The sequence below is a fragment of the Rhodanobacter sp. L36 genome (genome assembly GCF_009765755.1).
Lineage (GTDB): Bacteria > Pseudomonadota > Gammaproteobacteria > Xanthomonadales > Rhodanobacteraceae > Rhodanobacter.
The window spans coordinates 1,035,405-1,055,470 of the sequence record NZ_LMUV01000002.1; the positions used below are offsets into that span (position 1 = coordinate 1,035,405).

General features: G+C 60.0%; 15 protein-coding genes. 2 read left to right on the forward strand and 13 right to left on the reverse strand.

Annotated features, from left to right (window positions below; all coding sequences use genetic code 11):
• Positions 1 to 9: 9 nt before the first annotated feature.
• From GSQ73_RS04420 to GSQ73_RS04430, 3 genes are read right to left on the reverse strand one after another with little or no spacing between them, the layout of a single operon-like run.
• Entirely contained in the window at positions 10 to 510 is a 501-nt protein-coding gene (locus tag GSQ73_RS04420) for an arsenate reductase ArsC (RefSeq protein WP_158881337.1), read from the reverse strand.
• 12 nt (positions 511 to 522) lie between these two features.
• Positions 523 to 1,551 carry an ACR3 family arsenite efflux transporter gene (gene arsB / locus GSQ73_RS04425; RefSeq protein WP_158881750.1) on the reverse strand — a complete coding sequence of 343 codons (1,029 nt, stop codon included), beginning with the start codon at positions 1,549 to 1,551 and terminating at the stop codon, positions 523 to 525.
• A 50-nt stretch (positions 1,552 to 1,601) separates the two neighbouring features.
• Positions 1,602 to 2,111 (reverse strand): arsenate reductase ArsC, encoded by a 510-nt coding sequence (locus GSQ73_RS04430; protein WP_158881339.1) that lies wholly within the window; start codon positions 2,109 to 2,111, stop codon positions 1,602 to 1,604.
• A gap of 81 nt (positions 2,112 to 2,192) precedes the next feature.
• Here GSQ73_RS04430 and arsH point away from each other — a divergent pair, with 81 nt between their 5' ends.
• Positions 2,193 to 2,921, forward strand: coding sequence for an arsenical resistance protein ArsH (arsH, locus tag GSQ73_RS04435; protein WP_158881341.1), 729 nt, complete (start codon positions 2,193 to 2,195; stop codon positions 2,919 to 2,921).
• Positions 2,922 to 2,923: 2 nt separating this feature from the next.
• Here the strand turns inward: arsH and GSQ73_RS04440 are convergent, their stop codons facing one another.
• The 4 genes from GSQ73_RS04440 to GSQ73_RS04455 all read right to left on the reverse strand — a co-directional run bounded on the left by GSQ73_RS04440 (position 2,924) and on the right by GSQ73_RS04455 (position 6,810).
• Entirely contained in the window at positions 2,924 to 3,622 is a 699-nt protein-coding gene (locus tag GSQ73_RS04440) for a hypothetical protein (RefSeq protein WP_216844716.1), read from the reverse strand.
• 133 nt (positions 3,623 to 3,755) lie between these two features.
• Positions 3,756 to 5,018 (reverse strand): hypothetical protein, encoded by a 1,263-nt coding sequence (locus tag GSQ73_RS04445; protein WP_158881343.1) that lies wholly within the window; start codon positions 5,016 to 5,018, stop codon positions 3,756 to 3,758.
• Positions 5,019 to 5,226: 208 nt separating this feature from the next.
• A complete protein-coding gene (locus tag GSQ73_RS04450) occupies positions 5,227 to 5,898 on the reverse strand; it encodes a recombinase family protein (protein WP_158881345.1) in 672 nt (223 codons plus the stop codon).
• A gap of 90 nt (positions 5,899 to 5,988) precedes the next feature.
• Positions 5,989 to 6,810: a reverse transcriptase family protein gene (locus GSQ73_RS04455; RefSeq protein WP_216844717.1), complete on the reverse strand. Its 822-nt coding sequence runs from the start codon at positions 6,808 to 6,810 to the stop codon at positions 5,989 to 5,991.
• Here GSQ73_RS04455 and GSQ73_RS17980 point away from each other — a divergent pair.
• The gene (locus GSQ73_RS17980; protein ID WP_254063263.1) at positions 6,809 to 7,114 is read left to right on the forward strand and encodes a hypothetical protein; all 306 of its coding nucleotides are present in this window, start codon (positions 6,809 to 6,811) and stop codon (positions 7,112 to 7,114) included. The genes GSQ73_RS04455 and GSQ73_RS17980 overlap by 2 nt on opposite strands.
• A gap of 2,138 nt (positions 7,115 to 9,252) precedes the next feature.
• Here the strand turns inward: GSQ73_RS17980 and GSQ73_RS04470 are convergent.
• The 6 genes from GSQ73_RS04470 to GSQ73_RS04495 form a co-directional block, all read right to left on the reverse strand.
• On the reverse strand, positions 9,253 to 10,098 hold the full coding sequence (locus GSQ73_RS04470) for a sulfotransferase (protein WP_158881353.1): 846 nt from the start codon (positions 10,096 to 10,098) through the stop codon (positions 9,253 to 9,255).
• An 83-nt stretch (positions 10,099 to 10,181) separates the two neighbouring features.
• Entirely contained in the window at positions 10,182 to 11,189 is a 1,008-nt protein-coding gene (locus GSQ73_RS04475) for a LacI family DNA-binding transcriptional regulator (protein WP_158881355.1), read from the reverse strand.
• Positions 11,190 to 11,205: 16 nt separating this feature from the next.
• Positions 11,206 to 13,863, reverse strand: a complete 2,658-nt coding sequence (locus tag GSQ73_RS04480; protein WP_158881357.1) for a sugar-binding domain-containing protein — start codon at positions 13,861 to 13,863, stop codon at positions 11,206 to 11,208.
• Positions 13,864 to 13,912: 49 nt separating this feature from the next.
• Positions 13,913 to 15,301 (reverse strand): APC family permease, encoded by a 1,389-nt coding sequence (locus GSQ73_RS04485; protein WP_158881359.1) that lies wholly within the window; start codon positions 15,299 to 15,301, stop codon positions 13,913 to 13,915.
• Between the two features lie 158 nt (positions 15,302 to 15,459).
• Positions 15,460 to 18,654 carry a TonB-dependent receptor gene (locus GSQ73_RS04490; RefSeq protein WP_158881361.1) on the reverse strand — a complete coding sequence of 1,065 codons (3,195 nt, stop codon included), beginning with the start codon at positions 18,652 to 18,654 and terminating at the stop codon, positions 15,460 to 15,462.
• A gap of 121 nt (positions 18,655 to 18,775) precedes the next feature.
• Positions 18,776 to 19,828: a glucokinase gene (locus GSQ73_RS04495; RefSeq protein ID WP_158881363.1), complete on the reverse strand. Its 1,053-nt coding sequence runs from the start codon at positions 19,826 to 19,828 to the stop codon at positions 18,776 to 18,778.
• Between the last annotated feature and the right edge of the window lie 238 nt (positions 19,829 to 20,066).

Consider the following 20,066-nt stretch of genomic DNA (forward strand, 5'->3'; position numbering starts at 1 on the left):
TGGCGCGTCTCAAGGGTCTGATGGCTCGCCTATTGCCTCTAGTCGGCTCGATACCGCAAGCCGGTCTAGCGCGGCGACGTTCAAGTTCAGCAGCAGGCTGATGCGTTGCTGCAGGAGGTTGCGGGCTAGCAGGAAGGCCTTCACCACCTTCTGGGGATCACCCTGGGCCTTGGCGGGATCAGGGATGCTCCAGTGCGCCGTGATGGGCGCGCCGGGCCATGCAGGGCAAGCCTCACCCACCACGTGATCGCAGACCGTAATCACGAAGTCCATAGCGGGCGCATCAGGCTTCGTGAACTCATGCCAGCTCTTGCTGTGTAACCCTTCGGTCGGTAAGTCCACGGCCCGCAGTACTTCCAACGTCTCGGGATAGATGAAGCCCTTGGGGTGACTGCCGGCGCTGTACGCGTGAAACTTCCCCCGCCCGAAGTGGTTTGTCGTTGCCTCGGCGAGGATGCTGCGCGCCGAGTTTCCGGTGCACACGAACAGCACGTTGTATTGGCCTTGCATGGTGACCTCCAGTTAGACGCTGCGCGCTTCGTACCAAGACTTACTAACGTTGACGATGCGGACCACTGACAACATCACGGGCACCTCGACGAGTACACCAACCACGGTGGCCAGCGCCGCGCCGGAGTGCACGCCAAACAGGCCAATCGCCGTGGCAACGGCCAGCTCGAAGAAGTTACTTGCACCGATCAGCGCGGAAGGCGCAGCGATGCAATGCGGCACACCGAAGACTCGATTAAGCAGGTAGGCCAAGCCCGAGTTGAAATACACCTGGATGAGGATCGGCACGGCGAGCATCGCGATGATCAGGGGCTGCGCGAGTATCTGTTGTCCCTGAAAACCAAAGAGCAACACCAACGTCAGCAGCAGGGCAACGAGTGAGATTGGTCCCATTCGGCTGAGTACGATTTGTAGCGCTGCCGGACCACCGCTCGCCAGTAGCCAGCGACGCAGCGCGAGGCTGATGAGAACGGGCACGATGATATACAGCACGACAGAGAGAATCAGGGTGTTCCACGGGACGATGATCGCGGAGATACCAAGCAGCAGACCAACGAGAGGCGCGAAGGCAACGATCATGATGGCGTCGTTCACCGCCACCTGCGAGAGCGTGAAGTTGGGTTCGCCACCGCACAGGTTGCTCCACACGAAGACCATCGCGGTGCAAGGCGCAGCCGCCAAGAGAATCAGGCCCGCTACGTAGGAGTCCAGCTGAGCCGCAGGGAGGTACGCTGCGAACACATGGCGGATGAAAATCCAGCCCAACAGGGCCATCGAGAAGGGCTTCACCGCCCAGTTGATAAACAGAGTGACGCCTATTCCCTTCCACTGCTTGCGCACGCCGGCCAGCGCACTGAAGTCGATCTTCAGGAGCATCGGGATGATCATGAGCCAGACCAGCACGGCCACAGGGAGGTTTACGTGCGCTGCCTGCATGGCGCCGATGGCACCGAAGGCCCCCGGCAGCAGATGGCCGAGCAACGTCCCCACCACGATGCACAGCAGCACCCAGACGGTCAGGTAGCGCTCAAAGAAACCTATGGAGCCGGCCTTGGGCTGCGCGGGCGCAACAGATTGAGGCGTGATCTGACTCACAGGACGGTCCTACTTTCAGTCATCTCGCCAATGCCATCAAGCGCCGCCTTCAGCTCCGTCTTACCCATCGTTTCGACCGGTAACTTGAGCATCGCTTCGATGCGACGCGTGATCAACGCATGTGCGTCCCGGAACGCCTCTCCGATAGCCGCAGGGCTACCCGTGGCACCAGCCGGATCAGCAAGTCCCCAATGGGCGCGCACGAAGTCCCCGAAGAGCACGGGACACGGTTCCTTGGCCGCGCTGTCGCAAACCGTAATCACGATGTCTAGTGGTGGAGAATCCTCGCTGACAAACTGGTCCCATGACTTGCTCGATAGGTTCCCGCATGGCAAGCCAGCCGCTGCCAGAGTGTCGAGCGCATACGGATTCACCCGCCCGGTTGGCTGGCTTCCGGCGCTGAAGGCTTCAAAGCGACCGTTGCCCAGGTGGTTGAGGGTCGCTTCGGAGAGGATGCTACGAGCGGAGTTGCCCGTGCAGATGAAGAGGACGCGGCAAGGGTTCATTGGGTGCGCTCAAGGGTTCGTTGGTGTTCGATATTTCCATAATGGTAGAATCGTCGAATTGATGCAACAGGACAAGCTTTCATGAAGTCACACGACCTGCCGAACATCACGCTCGAAGCGATGGACATACCCACTGTGGCCAAGCTGTCGGTGCCCGTTGGCGCGGACCACCCACCGCGCATCCTGATTCTCTATGGATCTCTCCGACCGCAGGCTTTCAGTAGAAAGCTCGCGCTGGAGGCGGAGCGCATCCTGCGGTGTCTTGGTGCCGATACACGAGTGTTCGACCCTCGCGAGTTGCCGATGCTCGACAGCGTGCCGGCGAGCCACCCCAAGGTCCAAGAGTTGCGCGCGTTGTCGTTGTGGTCCGAGGGTCAGGTGTGGGTGAGTCCCGAACGCCACGGCGCGGTGACTGGTGTGTTCAAGAACCAGATCGACTGGCTACCGCTGGAGGATGGCAGCGTGCGCCCGACGCAAGGCCGCACCCTCGCAGTGATGCAGGTGTGTGGTGGCTCACAGTCGTTCAACGTGGTCAATGCGCTGCGCTTGCTGGGCCGTTGGATGCGCATGGTGACCATCCCCAATCAGTCCTCTGTCGCCAAGGCTTGGCTGGAGTTCGACGACGAGGGGCGCATGAAGCCCTCGGCGTACTACGACCGCGTGGTGGACGTGATGGAGGAGCTGTTCAAATTCACCCTGATGATTCGCGACCGTAGCAACTACCTCGTGGACCGTTACAGCGAGCGCAAGGGTGACGGCGAAGCCAGGGCGCTTGCTGCAGCGGCGGCGGTAGTTGAAGCCGCCGAGTAAGGTCAGCCGCCGCAACGGACGGTCAAGGTGACTGACTCGCAGGCCTTGGCTGCTTGGCTGCCCAGTACTCGGAGAACGCGCCCGCGACTGATCGGGTGCTTGTGGAGCGTAGTGACCACGGTCCCGCCGTCAGCGCGCTGGTGTTCCCATCGCTTGTGGGCGCCACCTGCCATGCGGTGAATCAGCTTTGCGACTTGCACATGCCGATACTCCTCGTGCCGATCCGGTTGAGGGTCTTCACTCAGTTGGCGTTGAACTGCGACCCAAGCCGCTACGACTTCAAGAGGATCGACCTCACGTTGGCGAAGCTGCGCCCACGTTGCCTGCGCACGCTCCCTAGGACTCTTGCCGGGCAACCTGAAGGCCTCAATGGGCGCTCCTGCCGCCCTGTAGAGCTTGCGCACAGAAGCCACCGCGAGCATGACATCTTGTGCCCCGCAGGCCGTCTTGAGAGCTGCCAGAGCCTCAAGGCGAAAAGGCCGCAACTCACTCGCGCTGTAGCTTCGTTTGACGTAGCTGCCATGACGCCGATAGAACTCGATGTGCTTGCGGCAGTACAGGCGGTTGAGGCCTTCACCACGGTCCGCCGTGGTGCTGTTGGTGCACGGGTAGACCCTGCAGCGCTCATAGGTGTCTTGCGGTCCCGAGATACGTTTGCGCAGGCTGGAGATGCGCTGTTGGCGTTGTGCTGAACTGCTCATGTGCTATCCGTCATTGACTCGTTAACGGCTCGGCTTGCGAGACCCCGTGGGTGTCCTTATGACCCCCTCAAAGGGCAGTTAATGATTCACCTAGTAGGGGCGGCACAGCAGCATCGAAGGAGGTCATCGGGAGCTACTGTGGGAGTCGTGTGGTTGCGTACTTGTCTTGTTCCATTTCTACCTCTCCCACTGCTCCTGTGACCTCGGTGAACGTCTTCAGCAGAACGTCTCTTGCTGCGAGTGCGGCGCTACGCGGGACGACCACGCAGTCATGGACAGGGAGAGCGACAATGCCCATGTCCATCAGCTCAAGCAGGCTCTTCACGATCACTTGGCTCTCGATGAAGAATCCCGTCATGCCGAAGCCAGTGCCAAACAGATGGGCGATGGGTGCGTGACGTGCTTGAATGATTCGGACTACCTGATGGAAGCCAAAGCCCGGACCGAAGTCGGGACGAGTGTCCCTAGGGAAACGAGACAGCTCCTTGGAACTGTGCAGAAGGGCGTTCATTACCTTTTTCACACCGTCGCGGCTCAGGTTGCCGACCCCGTAGAGATCACCAGCAGGTACCGAGACGCCTGCATGGCCGTAGGCAATTCGAACAGCGCATTGACCAAAGTCGAGACTGACAACGCGCTCGCCGTTGATGGTTAGGCACTGCAGTCGGTGAGCTGCCTTCATATCCAGCCAGAACGCTCCGAAGAAACGGCCACCATGGTCCATGCGCCCGTTGTTGAAGTGTCGCCGCAGGTAGCGGCTGGAGAGGTCGCAGCGACGCCCATCGGGCAGCACATCGCACGCGAGGTCCGCTTTGTCGTACCACTGGTTGAGTTGGTCCACTTCGCGGCGGAAGCCGTCTGCTGGCTCGCCAAGGGGCACAAGCATGACGGCGCCACGCTTCTTTCCTTCCTGCTTCGGTCCTCGGAGTCGAATGGATTCACCACGCAGCGCTAGGTCGCTCTTGAGGTCTCCGAAGTGGAAGCCGTGCTTACGTATGGCCGAACGGAGGATCTTGCCCGCCCGGAGAGTTGTGCAGCGGCCTCCGAACGGCGAGTACCTTCCCGGCTCGTACTCAACTAGAGCAATGGCTGGTTCACTCAAGAGCCGCACGATCCCCGGAAAGGTCTCCGTAATGAAGTCTGGTCCACGACCTGCACGCCCAAGTATCTCTTTGGAGAACGTTGCATAGCGCCAACTTCCCCGCTCTTCCAAGTGAGCATGTGCCAGGTCACAGAGGATGGCGCTAACTACCCTCTCAAAGCGCTTGTGGTCCTCGACCTTCCTGAGTCGAACTCGGCGCTTTGTCTTCGCCTCAAACGCGATGATTCTCTTCAGCTCGTCAGCGATGTAGGACTGAAGCTCGGAAGAGATTGGCAGTCGGGACGGGTCGAACAAGCGCTCCGTCGGCTCTTCGTCATCAAGCTCCGCTGTGGCTTGCCTGCTTACTCGTTTCGCCACGTTGCCCTGCCTGACTAAAACTCGACACCCCGCACCCGGAGGTGCGAGTGCATGCCTGTAGGGGTGTACGAAGAAGATGGGCGGGGATCGTATGTTATTACGCTTTGGGCTGCAACATTGTCGGCTTGTGACGCGGCTAGTCGGCCTAGCCTATCCGGGCGAACAGATTTCGAACGGTGGTCTTGTGCCACCTTCCTCCACGAGGCGTCAGCATCCCGCGCTCGTTAAGGGCTTGAGCTACCGCGCCCAGACTGGTCTTGCCCTCTGCAGCCAACGCTTGGACTACAGGCTTAAGATTGAGTGCGTGAGTGTCAGCCGTAGCTTTGATGGCCATCAGGCTCGCTGCGTTGCCCTTCCCGGCCATCGCAAGAGCTTGCGCCCCATTAGGGTTCCCTAGGCGTACACCACGCGCCTTGGCGGCCGCTAGGGCCTCCTTGGTTCGCTTGGATATGGCCTCGCGCTCTTGTTGCGCCACTAGAGCCATGATGCCCACCGTCAGATCGTTGGCATCGGGCATATCGGCCGCTACGAAGCGAACACCGCTATCTCGAAGGGCCAGTAGGAACGCAGCATTGCGAGAGAGTCGATCAAGCTTGGCGATGATCAAAGTCGCGCCGGTAACCTTGGCCAGATGCAGCGCCTCGGTCAGTTCAGGGCGCTGGTTGAGCTTGCCGCTCTCGACCTCCACGAAGGTCTGAATGACATTGCCCTGCCGCTGAGCCGCGTAGAACTCGATGGCTGCTCGTTGCGCTTCGAGGCCTAATCCGCTGTCTCCCTGTTTCTTCGTCGACACGCGGAGATAGCTGACAAGCTTCATGAAGTCCTCGGGGGTATAGTTCGGCGTAACGCTCGTTAGTCCGAACTATACCCCACTCGCGCTTGCGCTATAAAGTTGCGCGGTCAATATTCATCGACGCGGCGGGACGAGTCGCTTTGCGTCCGCCCGCATGTCATTTCTTCTCGCGTCGTCAAGCAGCGCCACGTGCCTAATACGCCCTATAGCTGAGGCTTTCAGCACCGCGTCTTTCGGAAACGCCTTCGAGGCGTCGAGGGCAGCTTTCATCTTCTGATGCTGGCGATTCGGTGCTCGGCTCTGCCCGTTGAAGATGACTCGTCCGGTGATGAGACGTGCTGCCGAGGCTAGAAACAACCGAGTCTTAGGTCGGTTTATGGTGAAGCCGGCTCGTTCAAGAACCTGGGTGATCCACTTGATATCGGCCGTGCCGATTCCCTTCCCGGTCATCGCCATGTCGTCAATGTACAAGGTGAAGACGCCGCCTCTTCGACTTGCATGCAGTGCGATTTGGTCAAACCCCTCTCTATTGGCGAGAAACGAAAGCAGGGGACTTGCGGGACTACCCGTCGCGAGATGACCGTCGCAACAAAGAAGTTGTGCTAACAGCTCCGCGACGTCGCGTGCGCACTTGAACGTCACGATGAACAGCCGCGCGATCAGGTCTTGAGAGACAGCGAGGTAGAACCCCGAAATGTCTAACGTCACTGTGCACCCTTCGCTTTCACGATGAGCCGCAGAGCATGTGAGGTACGACCTGCCAGGTATGCCCGAGTGAAGGTAGTCCGGCATTTCAGTACGTTTCAAGAGCTCCTCAATGCGTTTCTGAAACTTCTTGAGTTGCTCTTGAGGCGCCTCTATCAGTCGAGGCTTCTCGGGCTTACTGCGGTCGGTATAGCGGTTGTAGTTGCTGGATTTTCGAGCGAAGCCCAGCATGCTGCTCGGAGACCCCGACCAAAACAGGATTTCGGCTAATCGCTTCTTTGACCGGATTCCAAAGAGTGGCGACGCGCTGACGTCGTATACCTTCTTAACGCTAGTGCGCTTGGGCGTCATCATCTTTGTCCAAAGTCCACTCGAGGACACGGAGAAGCTTTTTTGCTCTTTCGCGCCTTCGCTCAGACTCTCCCTCGAGAGCTTCCATGAAACTGAGGAAGGTAGAGGGTGGGACATCGAAGATACCGGCATATTTCTTCAACAACTCGATGGAAACGGCCTTCTTCCCACTTTCCAGCTCTGAGAGGTGAGACTTTGAGATTCCCAGCTGATCTGCAAGATCGGCTTGTCGAATCTGATGGACCTCTCTCACCGTTTTTAATGCTCTGTCTAGCATGGCTCCTCAGGATTGCCTCGATGTCGCGCTAACCGCGCCGGGTTGAACTAAGGGAGGGTGTTGCCGTGCCTTCTATCTTTCCGCTTCATCGTCATAATCATCAGCGTGTGAAGTGATCAAAGACCCTCCATACAACTGTGACGACAAACCTGAAAAACCACCTCGTACGCAACATGCGTTTGAGGTATGACAGCAACCACCGACGTTTGTCGTGTTTCCGACCGTTACTACTCATGGTCTTAGCCTCTGGTGTAGTGCCGAAATTGGCACCCCTTGCCACTCCAGAAGCGGGGAAACGTCAGCTTATCCCTCCACCAATCCACGGCTCCGAGCCCTTGCCGGAGCCACCTGAATCCCCCGTCTTTCCTCACCACACATGTGTCGGGATGAGGTCGCCGCAGGAACATTTGGGACTGTTCGTCCCTCGAGTCGACTAGCAACTCACACCGTGCAAGAAGATCCCCGTCACGACAATTACAAATTAGCACACACGAATGCTTTCCGCGACAATAATTCGCTCTAAGCGAACCCCATTAAGTTGGCGTTTAGCTTACGGGAACGGTGTGCGCCGCGCAGAGCCGGTCGTTCGAGTGTCCCTTTGGCCCTCGAATAGCCCTAAGGGGGCAGGGGGGAGACCGACCATTTGAAAGCCTTTCATACCCCAACGGAAATTTGCGCCGCACGATTTGCTCATGGACGGCGAGCGCTACATGCGGTGCCGCATCTGCTGCTACATTAAGCCTAACCGCTGTTGCGGGAACCCGCGGATATGCTCGGTTTTAAGGTTGGTCGGTGGCTATGCTTCCCCTCCACCCATAGCCACCAAGAACCTATCCAGTAACATCCAAAGAATGCCGGAAAACTTGGTAATACCAAGGGTTCCGGCCTTTTCCGTTTGAAGGCGCACCGGGCATCCATTCGGTCAACCTCTTCAAGGTCAATTACTTGTTCGCCCTGATGGCTTATCCCTATCAGCGCGAACTCGAGCAGGTGACCGACTTGGCCGAGCGTCGAAGCTTCACCTTGCATTCCGTCGTCGTGCCGATGCGTCGCGAGTCACTGCTTCAGCTCTTGGGGTACGTTTGTGGCAACAGATTAGGCGAAGCTTTGGACCATGACCTGAGTGAGGGTGGACAACCGCGGGCCGGGATCATCAATTTCTCCACACCTGGCAACAGCGCGCTCACTTACGAGATAGGCGATAGACCACATCGGGCGTAGCGTCTCGCCACCTTCCGCTCCAATCATCGTTCGGTTGCGCGGTCCTGAAAGAGGCATCTGCGCTCCATGAGATACGGAGATAAAAAAGACTTTGCCACCGAAACTGCTGTGTCGATCTCATCGAACGCTGAGTAGGGTTTAGCTGATTTTCCGGGCCTGCCTGTCGCTGCCTGCCGGCATCGCAACTTCTGAAAGAGGTCAAGGACGAATGACTTTTTCTCGACACGTTCAGCCTCGTACGGAAAAGCCGCAAAGCCTGGTCGATCTGACAGGGCGAACCAACAAAGCCATTTGGGCTTTCATCACTCGCCAGACTCACGCAATCGGAGCATCACTGGTATGCAAGCAAGCATGCTTTTATTGCTCAAAGGCAATCAGGGCATGACGTCCAATGACTTGGCGAAGCACTACAAGCTCCAACCAAGTGCCATCACGCGCCTGGTTGATTGCTTGGTAGATCAGTCGTTGGCGACTCGATTGGCGAGCGCACACGATCGACGTGTGTCTTAAGTTCGTATCACTGAATAGGGCGCTTCATTGGCCGAGCAGCTAGCACCTGTCTACTGCAAGTCGCTCGAAATGCTCATGGACGGCATTGGCGATTCAGAAGCGGCAGCGCTGCGCAATGGTCTGGAGCGCATTCTCCTCAATGCCAAGGTGAGCGGAGACGCTCGACTCTTCGCACGCAGAACGTGACATCCGTCGGCTAAGCAAGAGCCATGGAATGCATCTGCTCTCGGTGCAAGCACGTCTCGCGGAGGTCTGACTTTCTGATCGATGGAAGCGATCAGCGCCGCGGCAAAAACTTCCAGCGATGGCCCGCTCTATACGACGGGCACCTGGCTGACGTTGTTCTTCGGATCCATCCAGAACGACTCGTTCACGAATCGACCGAAGATTTCGCGGGGCAGGATGGATGTGCGTTCTATTGGCTCCACTTTTGGGCGCACGGTGTGCAGTCCGGGCATGCCGACGCGGGCGTCGAACTCGTCCGCGTTATAAGCGATGTGGTCGAAATCATGTTCGAACCACGGTTCGCCGATGAATTGGTAGACCGCGCGCATGGCCACCGGCGGGTTGTTCACCAGGCTTTCGTAGGTCAGCAGCAGCAGGTGGCCTGGAGCGTAGTGGCCATAAAACGCATCCTTGGTCGCCTGAAACGAAAACCCGACCATGCCCCTGGGATCGGTCAGCGCCTCGACGCGCGAGTACACCGTGGTGTTGGTGTCGAACCGGAACACCTTGCTGACGCCGACCGGTTGCCTGCGCACCAGACGTTCCATGCTGTCCAGCACCCACGGCAACTGGCGCACGCAGGCGATCACCTTCGACTCCGGGAACAACGTGTCGAGCAATGGCATCCTGCTGCACCACAGCCGGCTGGTGTCGAACACGATGCCCGCATCCGCGTGTCCCGTGTAGAAGTTCTCGACCAGCCCGCGCAGCAAGGCGACGCGCTGATCATCGGAGACGTCGAACGAAAAATCGTTCTTGCTGCTGGCCTCGGCGATCACCACGCCCATGATGTCGGCAAGCGGACTGGTCATGCTCGCGCGAAACCGCGGATTCTGGTTGAGGATGGCGGCCAACAGCGTGCTGCCCGAACGTGGCATGCCGGAAATGAAGTGGAACTTCCGGGCCGGCTTCGTGGCATCAGATGTGGCGGGCATGCGGACACTCCTCTGAATCGGTGATCTGGCTTGCCGAAAAGTGTCGGCAGTGGTGCATGGCGAATGGTACGCGGCAGAGCCAGCTATGGTGCGCGATCCGTCGAGAAACGGATGCGCATTTCGTAGTCGACCTCGACCATGCGGGCGTCGCCCTTATCCAGCACGCGGAGCAGCAGTTCCTCGGTGGCGCGCCGGCCCATCTCGCGCACGGGTTGATGCACGGTCGTCAAGGGTGGCCACACCTGTGTCGCGATCATGGTGTCGTCGAAACCGCAGATGGAAATTTCGCCAGGAACCGATATGCCAGCTTCGGCAGCGGCCCAGATCGCGCCGACGGCCATGTCGTCATCGGCCGCGAAAATAGCGGTAGGTCGCTGCGGCAGCGCCAGCAGTTGTCGCGTGGCCGCGACGCCCGATTCAAATGAAAATTGACCTTGAATCATGATCGCCGGGTCTTCCTTCAATCCTGCACGCTCCAGCCCGTCCCGATAACCCGCCAGACGCCAGACGCCGGCGCCGTGTTCGGGATCACCGAGAATATGCGCGATGCGGCGATGGCCCAGCGACACCAGGTGATCCACCATCGCCGCGGCGGCTTCGCGCTCGCGCAGGATCACGCCGATGCAATCCTTGGGGTGATGCGGTGCGATCGAAGCGAACGGCAGTCGATTCCCGCGCAGGAATTCCAGCAGCTCGGGGTGATCGGTCAGTGGCGGCGTGAGGATCAGTCCATCGGGCCGGTGCCGCGAGACGATGTCGTCGACACGCTCGACAAAGTCCGGCGCGGCCGAGACCAGCGGCTGCACCATCATGCTGTAGTGCTGCGCTTCGCATGCCTCCAGCACGCCGGCCTGCACTTCCATGATGTAACTGGGCGAGCGGTTGTCGTAGAGCAGGCCGACCATGAAGGAACGGTTGGTCGCCAGGCTGCGCGCCGACGTCATCGGGCGGTAGTTGAGTTCCGCGACGGCAGACAGCACGCGCTGGCGCACCACATCGCGCACATTCGGTTCGTTGTTGAGCACCCGCGATACGGTCTTGGTCGATATGCCCGCGATGCGGGCAACGTCGTCGATGGTCGCGCGCGTCATGAAAGTCTGGCCAGATTCAATGATTCGTTCCCTGCAAAGCGCCCACCGGTACGCTCTGGCTTGGAACGTTCCATCCGCTTATCTCGATGACCGGTGTTGCGATTTCCTTCGCCGCATAGCGCGCAGTGAGAGTGATCGACTCGCCGGGCCACAGCGTGACGTCATTGTCGCTCCACAGGATCGGCAACACGAGCTCGCCGCGTGCGGACCGCCGGATGACCACATGCTGGAGCAGCGCCACCGCCTTCGACGACGCGGGCACGGTCAGCGTGACGGACACCATGTCCTTGTCGCCATCGCGCCGCAGCGTCGCGTGCGCTGTATTCGTCGCGTGCGGCAGCGACTGCAACGCGGTCAGGTCTGCGTATTGCGTGATCGGCGTGAGGTACCAGTTCGAATGCGCCCAGTCGAGTTCGTCCGATTGAGTCGAAAGCCAGTAGACGTTGCGGCTGATGGGATCGCCGCTGGTCGAAGTCAATACGAGTTCGACAAAGTAGGTCCGTGACAAGCCGGCCAGCGCCGGCAGCACCAGCAACTGATGTGTGCGATTGCCGGCGAGCTCGATGTCTTGCACACGTTGCTCGTAGCGCACGCTGCCACCCAGGTCGCGAACGCGGATGCTCGCCTGCAAACCGCGCTGATCGGTGAGCGTGTGATTGACCAGCACGATCGCGCGCGTGTCGTACGAATACTGGATGTGCACCGGCTCGTTGGCCTTCTTGGCACCGAAGTAGGCGCCAGCCGGATTCATGAAGTAGTCGTAGAGATGCCAGTGCAGCGAAGGCCACGCGTTGTTGAGCATCCAGTAGATCACGCCGGTCGAGGGATTGGCCGCATCCATGTGCGCGTTGAATGCCTCGAACTGCGCGCGCGTGTTGTCGTAGTTGTCGAGCTGCGCCTTGGCCACGTAGTCGGCAAGATTCCTGGGTGTGCCGTAGCGTTTGGCCAGCGCGTTGTCGAATGGCGTGAGCACGGCGAAGGTCGACCAGTCGGCAGAGGCGTGGTATTGCCGCGCCTGCGGATATTTCCACAGTGCTTCCTGCTCCTGTGGCGACAGCATGCGTTGCAGATCTTCCATGCGCGGAATGTCGGCACCGGCACTGACTTCGGAATCAAAGCCGAAGGCACCGCCCAGCTTGTCGGCATACCAATAGGCTGGCGGAATCCAGTCGTACGGGCCGGCCATCTTCATGCCGGAAGGGCCGGTCTGGGCCGTCGGCTGGTCAGCCGCCGCCGAGATGATCGGCAGCGACCAGTCCTCGGCGCGCAGCGTATCGACATACATTTTCGCGATCGGCGGCGGCGGTGCATTGTCGCTGCCGATGTAGAAGCCAATCACCGAAGGATGGTTACGCAACAACCGCGCTTCGCTGGCCATCGATTCCTGCGCGACTTTCATATCGGCAGCGTTCCACGTCGAGCCGCCGGTCCTGGCGGCGGACTCCCATTTGTCGCAGCACTCCCATCCCGCAAGAATCATGATGCCGTTGCGATCGGCCAGATCGTAGAAGCGCTGGTTCTCCAGCTTGCCTTCGCTGCGGATGGTGTTGAGGCCGAGGTTGAGGACATAGCTGAACTCGGCGTCCATGCGCGCGGGGTCGTCGCGCAGGAACATGTCCGGCGCCCAGCCGCCACCGCGAATCAGCACGGGTTTCCCGTTGACGAAAAATTGGCGATAGCCCTGCCTGGTCAGACTCGAACTGACACTGCGCACGCCGAACGTTGTGGCGGCGCGGTCGGATGTCACGCCATCGACGGCAGCGGTCATCTCGAGCTGGTACAGCGGATGATCGCCCATGCCCACCGGCCACCAGATCTTCGGGTGGTTCATCGTCAGACCCGGCGTGGTCGCGGATGAAAACGAAACGACTTGGGTTTGTCCGGGTGCGAGGTGAACGGTCTGCTGCAAGGGAACACCGGCGGCGGTGCCGGCGATCGTCGCGTCGTGCGCCACCGTGTCGAGGTTGCTCGCGGTGACTTTCACGGTCAGCGTGGCGCGCGCGAGATCGGGCAGCGACAGCGTCGATTGCACCTGCGGAAAACTGAGCGTGACGGGACCTGTCTGCACGATGTCGACGCCACGCCACGGGCCCATGTTGTTGTCCGGCGGCGTGGGGTTCCAGTCCACCCAGCCGATTGACAGGCTCTTTCTCGGATCACCCGGATGCACTTGCATGGCGAGGATGTTGGCGCCCGCATGTATCCAGCGCGTGACATCGAACTCGTGGACTGGATAAGCGCCGGCGACTTCGGCGTGGTCGGCAATCTGGTGTCCGTTGACCCACACATCGGCGCTCGCGATCAGACCGTTGGCACGCAGCAGCGTATGTGTCTGTGCTGCACGCTTCGCCAGCGTGAATACGGCGCGATACCACCACGGCGTCACGAAGAGATTGCCGCTGGCGTCAGGCACCTGCACGGCACGCAGGTTGTCGGCGTAGAACACGTCGTTCTTGAACACGCCGTTTTCCAGCAGCCCGGCCATCACCGTCGCGCGTCCGCTTACCGGATACCAGCCATCGGTGGAAAAGCGGCTCGCGGAAATATCGGCGCCACTCTGTTGCGCCTTCGCGCTGTCCTGCATCAACCAGTGGTCGATGGTGGTGACGACGCCTGCGTCGGCGTTCACTTGCGTGGGAGCGTACGTCGCTTGCGCATGCGCGACTGATGCCATCGAGGCGATCATCAAGCAGAGCGCGTACCGGATTGGCGTTTGCATGGCGTCATGATTTCCCGAGGTAGGCTTCGCGGATTTCCACCGGCGCGAACGGCCAGGATCGATTGAACCGGGCCCAGATGGCGAACACCACCAGGCCGGCGACGATCCACGCGCCGGCCAGAATCAGCGACAACAACGAGGCCGACACGTAGACGTAGATCCAGCCCAGCAACGCGATCACGCAAGGTATCGGATACAGCCATTGCTTGTAGGGACGTGGCAGCGTGGGCTGACGTTTGCGCAGCACGATCAGCGCGGCGATCTGTGCGATGGACTGCACGATGATGGTCGCGGCCAGCAGCATGTTGATAACCTCGGCGAGATCGAAGAACGTGCCGATGGCTGTGACGATTCCCATCGTGAGCAATGCCACGTGCGGAAAGCCATGCTTCGCGTGCAGCTTGCCGAACACCGACAAAAATACTTTTTCATGCGCCGCCTGAAACGGCACGCGCGAACCGCCGAGCAGGCCGGTGAACACCGAAGCAAACGCGGTCACGATGATGAGGATGGTCATGACCGCGGCGGCCATGTGGCCCCAGCTGTGCTCGACCACCAGCGACGCCACTGATTGCGATTTGGCGATATCCTGCCACGGCGCCACGCCGAGCACGCTGATGTTGAGGATGAGGTAGATGAACATCATCGCGATCACCGAGATGATGATGGAGCTGGGCATCGTCCGGCCCGGATCGCGCAGTTCATCGCCCATGTACGCGGTGGTGAAATAGCCAAGGTAATCGTAAATGCCGATGATCAGGCCCGCACCCAGGCCGATGAAGAAGTGACCGCCGAACACATTCGCCGGGTAGGTAAACGCGTAGCTCGAATGGAAGTCCGAAAAGCCCGCCGCCGACACGCCGATCACGGACAGCAACATGATCACCCACAGCGCGATGGTGATGATGCGGATTGATTCGATGCGCCGATACAGCAGCAAGGTCACGAGGGCGGTGGCTGCAACACTGATGAGATGCACGGTCCAGTAGCCCATGTGCGGGAAGAAAAACCCCAGGTACTCGACCATGCCGATGATGCCGGTCGACATCAGCAGCGGAATCGTGAGCAACACCGTCCAGATGAAAAGAAACGGCATCAGTTTTCCGGTGCGGTATTGAAACGCTTCGCGCAGATAGACGTAGGTTCCGCCGGAGCCCGGCATCGCCGCGCCGAGTTCTGCCCAGACCATGCCGTCGGCGATCGCGAGAATGGCGCCGACGATCCAGCCGATCACCGCCTGCGGCCCGCCCATCGTGGCGACCATGATCGGTATGGTGATGAACGGCCCGATGCCGCACATCTGGGTCATGTTGATCGCCGTTCCCGAAAACAAGCCGATGGAGCGATGAAAGCCGTTGCCGCGGGTGGGCTGGGTCGCGCTGGAATCTTGCATGTGGGCCTTGCGTGGTGGAGTGCAATCAGGAGTGTCTGGATGCAACGATTATCGCGATGCGCGAATCCTGCGCACGGATCGCGCGTCGCACGAAACAACTAAGCATTCGTGACGTGCGGAACACGATGCGCGTCTCGCACGCATCGTGTTCCCGACGATCACCATTGCCCGCGTATGCCGACCATGAACATGCGCTCGGAGAAGGTCGAATGCGCCGGCTGGTCGGGGAAGACGAGGTAATAATGCTGGTATTCGTTGGTGAGGTTGGTGCCGTCCACGAACACTTCGGCGTACTTGTTGATCTTGTACGACACCGACGCATCGACGTACTTCTGCGGCGCCTCGTACATTTCCATGCCGGTGATGCCGCCCACGTCTTCCGACACCGCGCGCCGCGATCGATAGTTGTACGCGACGCGCGCCTGGAAGCGATCGTCCTGATACCACAGGATGAAATTGCCGGACTTGGTCGAGTTGTCCTGGAACGGAATCTTGTTTCCGGACAGATCCTTTTCGCCCGAATTGCTGGGCGCATACGTGCCGTTGATTTCCATGCCCGTCTTGGAAAGGATGCCCGGCATGAAAGTGAAGCCCTGGCGGTAATCGAACTCCGCGCCGCTGATGCTGTTGCCCGTACCCTGCACGGGTTCGGTAATGACGATGCAATGATCACGAACCACGCCGTCTTCATCGGGCAGCGTGCAGTTGATCACGCTGCCGCTCTTGATGAAGCTCTGCATGTTGATCCTGAACAGTGCGAGGCTGAGCATGCTGGTGGAGTTGATGTAGTACTCGAGCGACGTACCGAAGTTGGTGGAGCGCCACGGATTGAGGTTGGGGTTGCCTGTCGACGAGCCGTCCGCCACGCGGAATACCGGGCCATTGGGTGTTTCCGTCAGCGAGTAGTCCAGGGTAAGTCCGCCGCCCCACGTACTCAGGTCGATCGGCATCATGTTCTTCGAATACGCCAGGCGAAACTTCAGGCTGTCAGTCAGGTCCAGCGCGAAGTTGGCTGACGGCAGAACGTCCTGATAGCTGCGCTTGGTGACATTGGTACCGACGTCCGCCGGTTCGGTGCCGTAAGCACCTGGGTCACCGGTGAGATGCTGCGTGACGTCCAGGTTGCTGCGAATGATTCGTACGCCGACGTTGCCGCTGTATGGCATCTCGCCGATGTTGCCGTTGAAGTCACCTTGCAGATATCCGGTCAACTCTTTCAGGCCCACGCCCCACGTGGTACCCGGTTCTTCCTGCCGGATGGTGTCGGGATAAAGCGACTTCCAGAAGGCTTCGGGGTTATCCATCGCGGCGGGGTTCACTGCCCAGAAGTCGATGCCCGAGCCGAGCAGATTTTTGTATTCCTTCCAGTTGCTCGACAACGGCGCCGGCGTGTTGGGAATCTGCAGGGCGGAAATCGGTCCGGCGCGGAAATAGCCCTGGTCGTTGCCTGCCGTGCACGTGCCGCTGTTCAACACCACGTCGGCGCCGACGTAGCGCACGAGGCATCCATTCGGATCGCTGGCGCCCATGCCGGCGTAGACCGGGGTGACCAGCGTCCACCCGAGATTGCTGGCGCTGCGGATGCTGTTGCGCACGCCGAACTTGAGCTGAAAACCTTCCGCAAAGTCGTACTTTCCATCGAAGCGCACGGCATTCAATGCGACTTTTCGGTTGTAGTCGCCGGAGGATTCCAGCGTTTTCATCGTCCAGCCGTTGGGGTTGGCGAAGTCGGCGGCGAGCGACGACGGCATGCTGACCGTGAGGTAGCGACCGCCGAGGTTGGCGATGATCGGCACCGTGTTTTGTGGCACGCCGTTGGCGTTGAATACGCGGTTGCCGCCGAGCTGCGACGGGAACACGAAGGTGCCCGGCGGCACGGCGTCGTCAGGCACGCCGTCCTTCAGCACGTTGGGCCACAGCGCACCATCGGAATCGGAAATGTTGATATCGGATTCGGCATTCGTCTGCGCGGCCGTGTCGTGGATGCCGCGGATGCCGCCGGTGAAGGGGCCGCCATTGTCGAAATCGAGTTGAAGATTGAAATTTTTCGCGGTGGATTCCTTGCGTATTGTCTGCGAGAAAGACTCCACATCGCCGGGCCACTTTTCGTACACCTGCGTGGTGAACAGCTGCATGCCGTTCCAGTCCGGATCGGGCGTGCCGTACGCGCCGGCAATCGGGCTGCCGGTGTTGCGCGATTGCAGCGGCACGTAGGTCGCGCCCTGCCAGTTGGTGGAGTTGAACTGGATGCCGACGTTGCGATCGAACTGCGCCTGATGCGCGTAGAAATAATCGCTGGTCAGCGTAAGGCCGCTGCCAAGATCCGCTTGGAACGAAGCGCTGCCGGACTTGCGTCGCCGCTGCGTTGTCGTGTCGTAGATACCGAAGTTCTGGCTGCCCATGAAGACGCCGTTGGATTTGCCGTCGCCATTGACGTCGACACTTCCATCAGCGTTCTGCTTGATGGCCGACGGAATCGGCGCACCGTTCCACGGCGTCAGGAAACCGTTGTAGCCGCCGGCGCTGGCGGCGTTCTCGCCGTTGAGCACGACCCCGTATTGATCCAGTCCCTCGTTGGCGTTCATCCGCGTGGTGTTGGAGAAATCCGCGGAAACCAGCAAACCCCAGTGACCATCGTCGTTGTACGAGACGAGACCGCTGCCTTCGGGACCCGTGTGCTTGGTGGTCGAGCCGCGCTCCGCGTTGGTGGAGTAGCTATAGGTGAATCCGCTGGGGAGATCCCACGGCCGATTGGTGTGCAGGTCGAGCGAACCGCTGATGCCGCCGTCGGTCAGGCTGGCGGTGGGCGACTTGATGACATCCACGCCATGAAACAGCGTGGACGGCAGCATGCTGAAGTCCGGTTGCTGCGAATCGATCTGGTCCGCCGTAATGAACGCTTCGCCATTGAGCATCGTGCCGACCTCGGGCAGGCCGCGCACATCGACCGAGGTTCCCACGCCCGCGTCGCGATTGATCTGCACGCCGGTGACACGTTGCAGCGCGTCGGTGATGGTCACGTCCGGCAACTGGCCGATGCCTTCGGCGGTGATGCTGTCCTGGATGTTCGGCGCCGAGCGTTTCAGTTCGATCGCGCGCATCTGCGACGCACGTACACCGACGACACTGACGGTCGACAATGTCGTTGCATTCTTGGTCGCACCCGTGCCGGTTTTTGGCTTGGCCTTGTTCGCACCAGGCGTTGTCGTCGCGGATGTGCTTTGCGATGCACTGGTCTGCGCGCCCGGATTGTCTGCCTGCACGCCGGATGCCATGGCCGACGTCGCCACGGCAGCAAACAGCGACACGGATATGGCAAATGACAATGGATGCTTGCGATGTGCGGTGGACATGGGCTTTACCTCTTGGTTGATGTCTGTCGAATCCCGACTGTTCCGCGGTCCTTCAAATGAGTGCTTGTCCTGCCGGACGCCGGAAACTCGTCGGCGTCGATGTCGTGATGCAATTCATGGGTCAACTTCCCGTCATGGCATGTGCTTGTGTTGCTTCCCGGGACAAGCCGCGGCCGAGATACCACCGCGCTGCGCCCAGCACGCCCTGGCGACCGTGCTCCGTCACCCACACCGGAACTTGCGACAGGAACGCGCGCACGCTGCGCTCGTGCAGAAAACGCTTTTCGAAATCACTGCGCTCGAGCAAGGCGAACATGGACGACAGAAATCCGCCTGCCAGATACACGCCGCCGGCCGTCATGAAAGCCATGGCGAGGTTGCCGACAAAACCTCCCAGGGAAGCGCAAAAAATCTCCACTGCCTCCACCGCTTGTGCGTCGCTGCACTCAGCCGCCGCAGCGGTGATGGCCTCAGGCTTCGAGAACATCGGTGTTTTTCCGTGCAGCGCGCACAAGGTTTCGTACATGGTCAGCAGGCCGGGACCAGACACGATGCGTTCGAACGGCACGTAGCCGCCATGCGGCGCCAGATGCGCAAGGATTTCGCGCTCGCGAATCGAATGCGGTGCAAAGTCCATCTGGCCGACTTCCGTCGTCAGCACGTGGCCACCCGCGTGATCAGGCATACGCACTGCCGCGCCAAGTCCGGTTCCCGGCCCAACGATAAGAATCGGGCCGTCGGCATGGATGTGTGGGCCGCAAAGATGACGCCTGTTTTCGGCTGACTGGTTGTCGAGGGCGTATCCCATCGCCTCGAAATCGTTGAGGATCGCGACGTCATCCAATGCAAGCGCTTCGCGCAATCGCGACAGCTGAATCGGCCAGGCGAGGTTGTCATGTACGACCTCGTCGCCCATCACCTGTCCAGCACAGGCGAGCACGCAGTGGCGTACTGGAATTTGGGCCTCATCGGCGACGAACGCCTGCAGCAGTTCCGTCAGTCCGGGAAATTCGGCACACACAAACTTGCGATAGGCGAGTAACTCGGCGCGAGCCTCGTCATTCGAGGCGCGCATGAGAGCGACACGCGCGTGCGTGCCGCCGACGTCCGCCGCCAGAAATGGCGCTGTCAGGACATTGATCCGTTGATCCAGATGGTCGATTGCCGCGTTCATCGCGCTCCCCCGCATTGAACGAGCATCAGCTTGCGGGCCATTGACACCGCTGTCAATTCGCAATGCAGAACGCGTGTCTCCGGCGACCAACCATAGATAAATTATTGTTTTATCTGACTTTAGAACCGCAATCGCCCCTTTGGATTGATTGGGCGTGCTGCGGCGCGTTATCCGATAGCGACATCGCGAATGCCCCGGCGGCGATTCCGCTTGCAGGTCATCGGCTCATACAACGTCG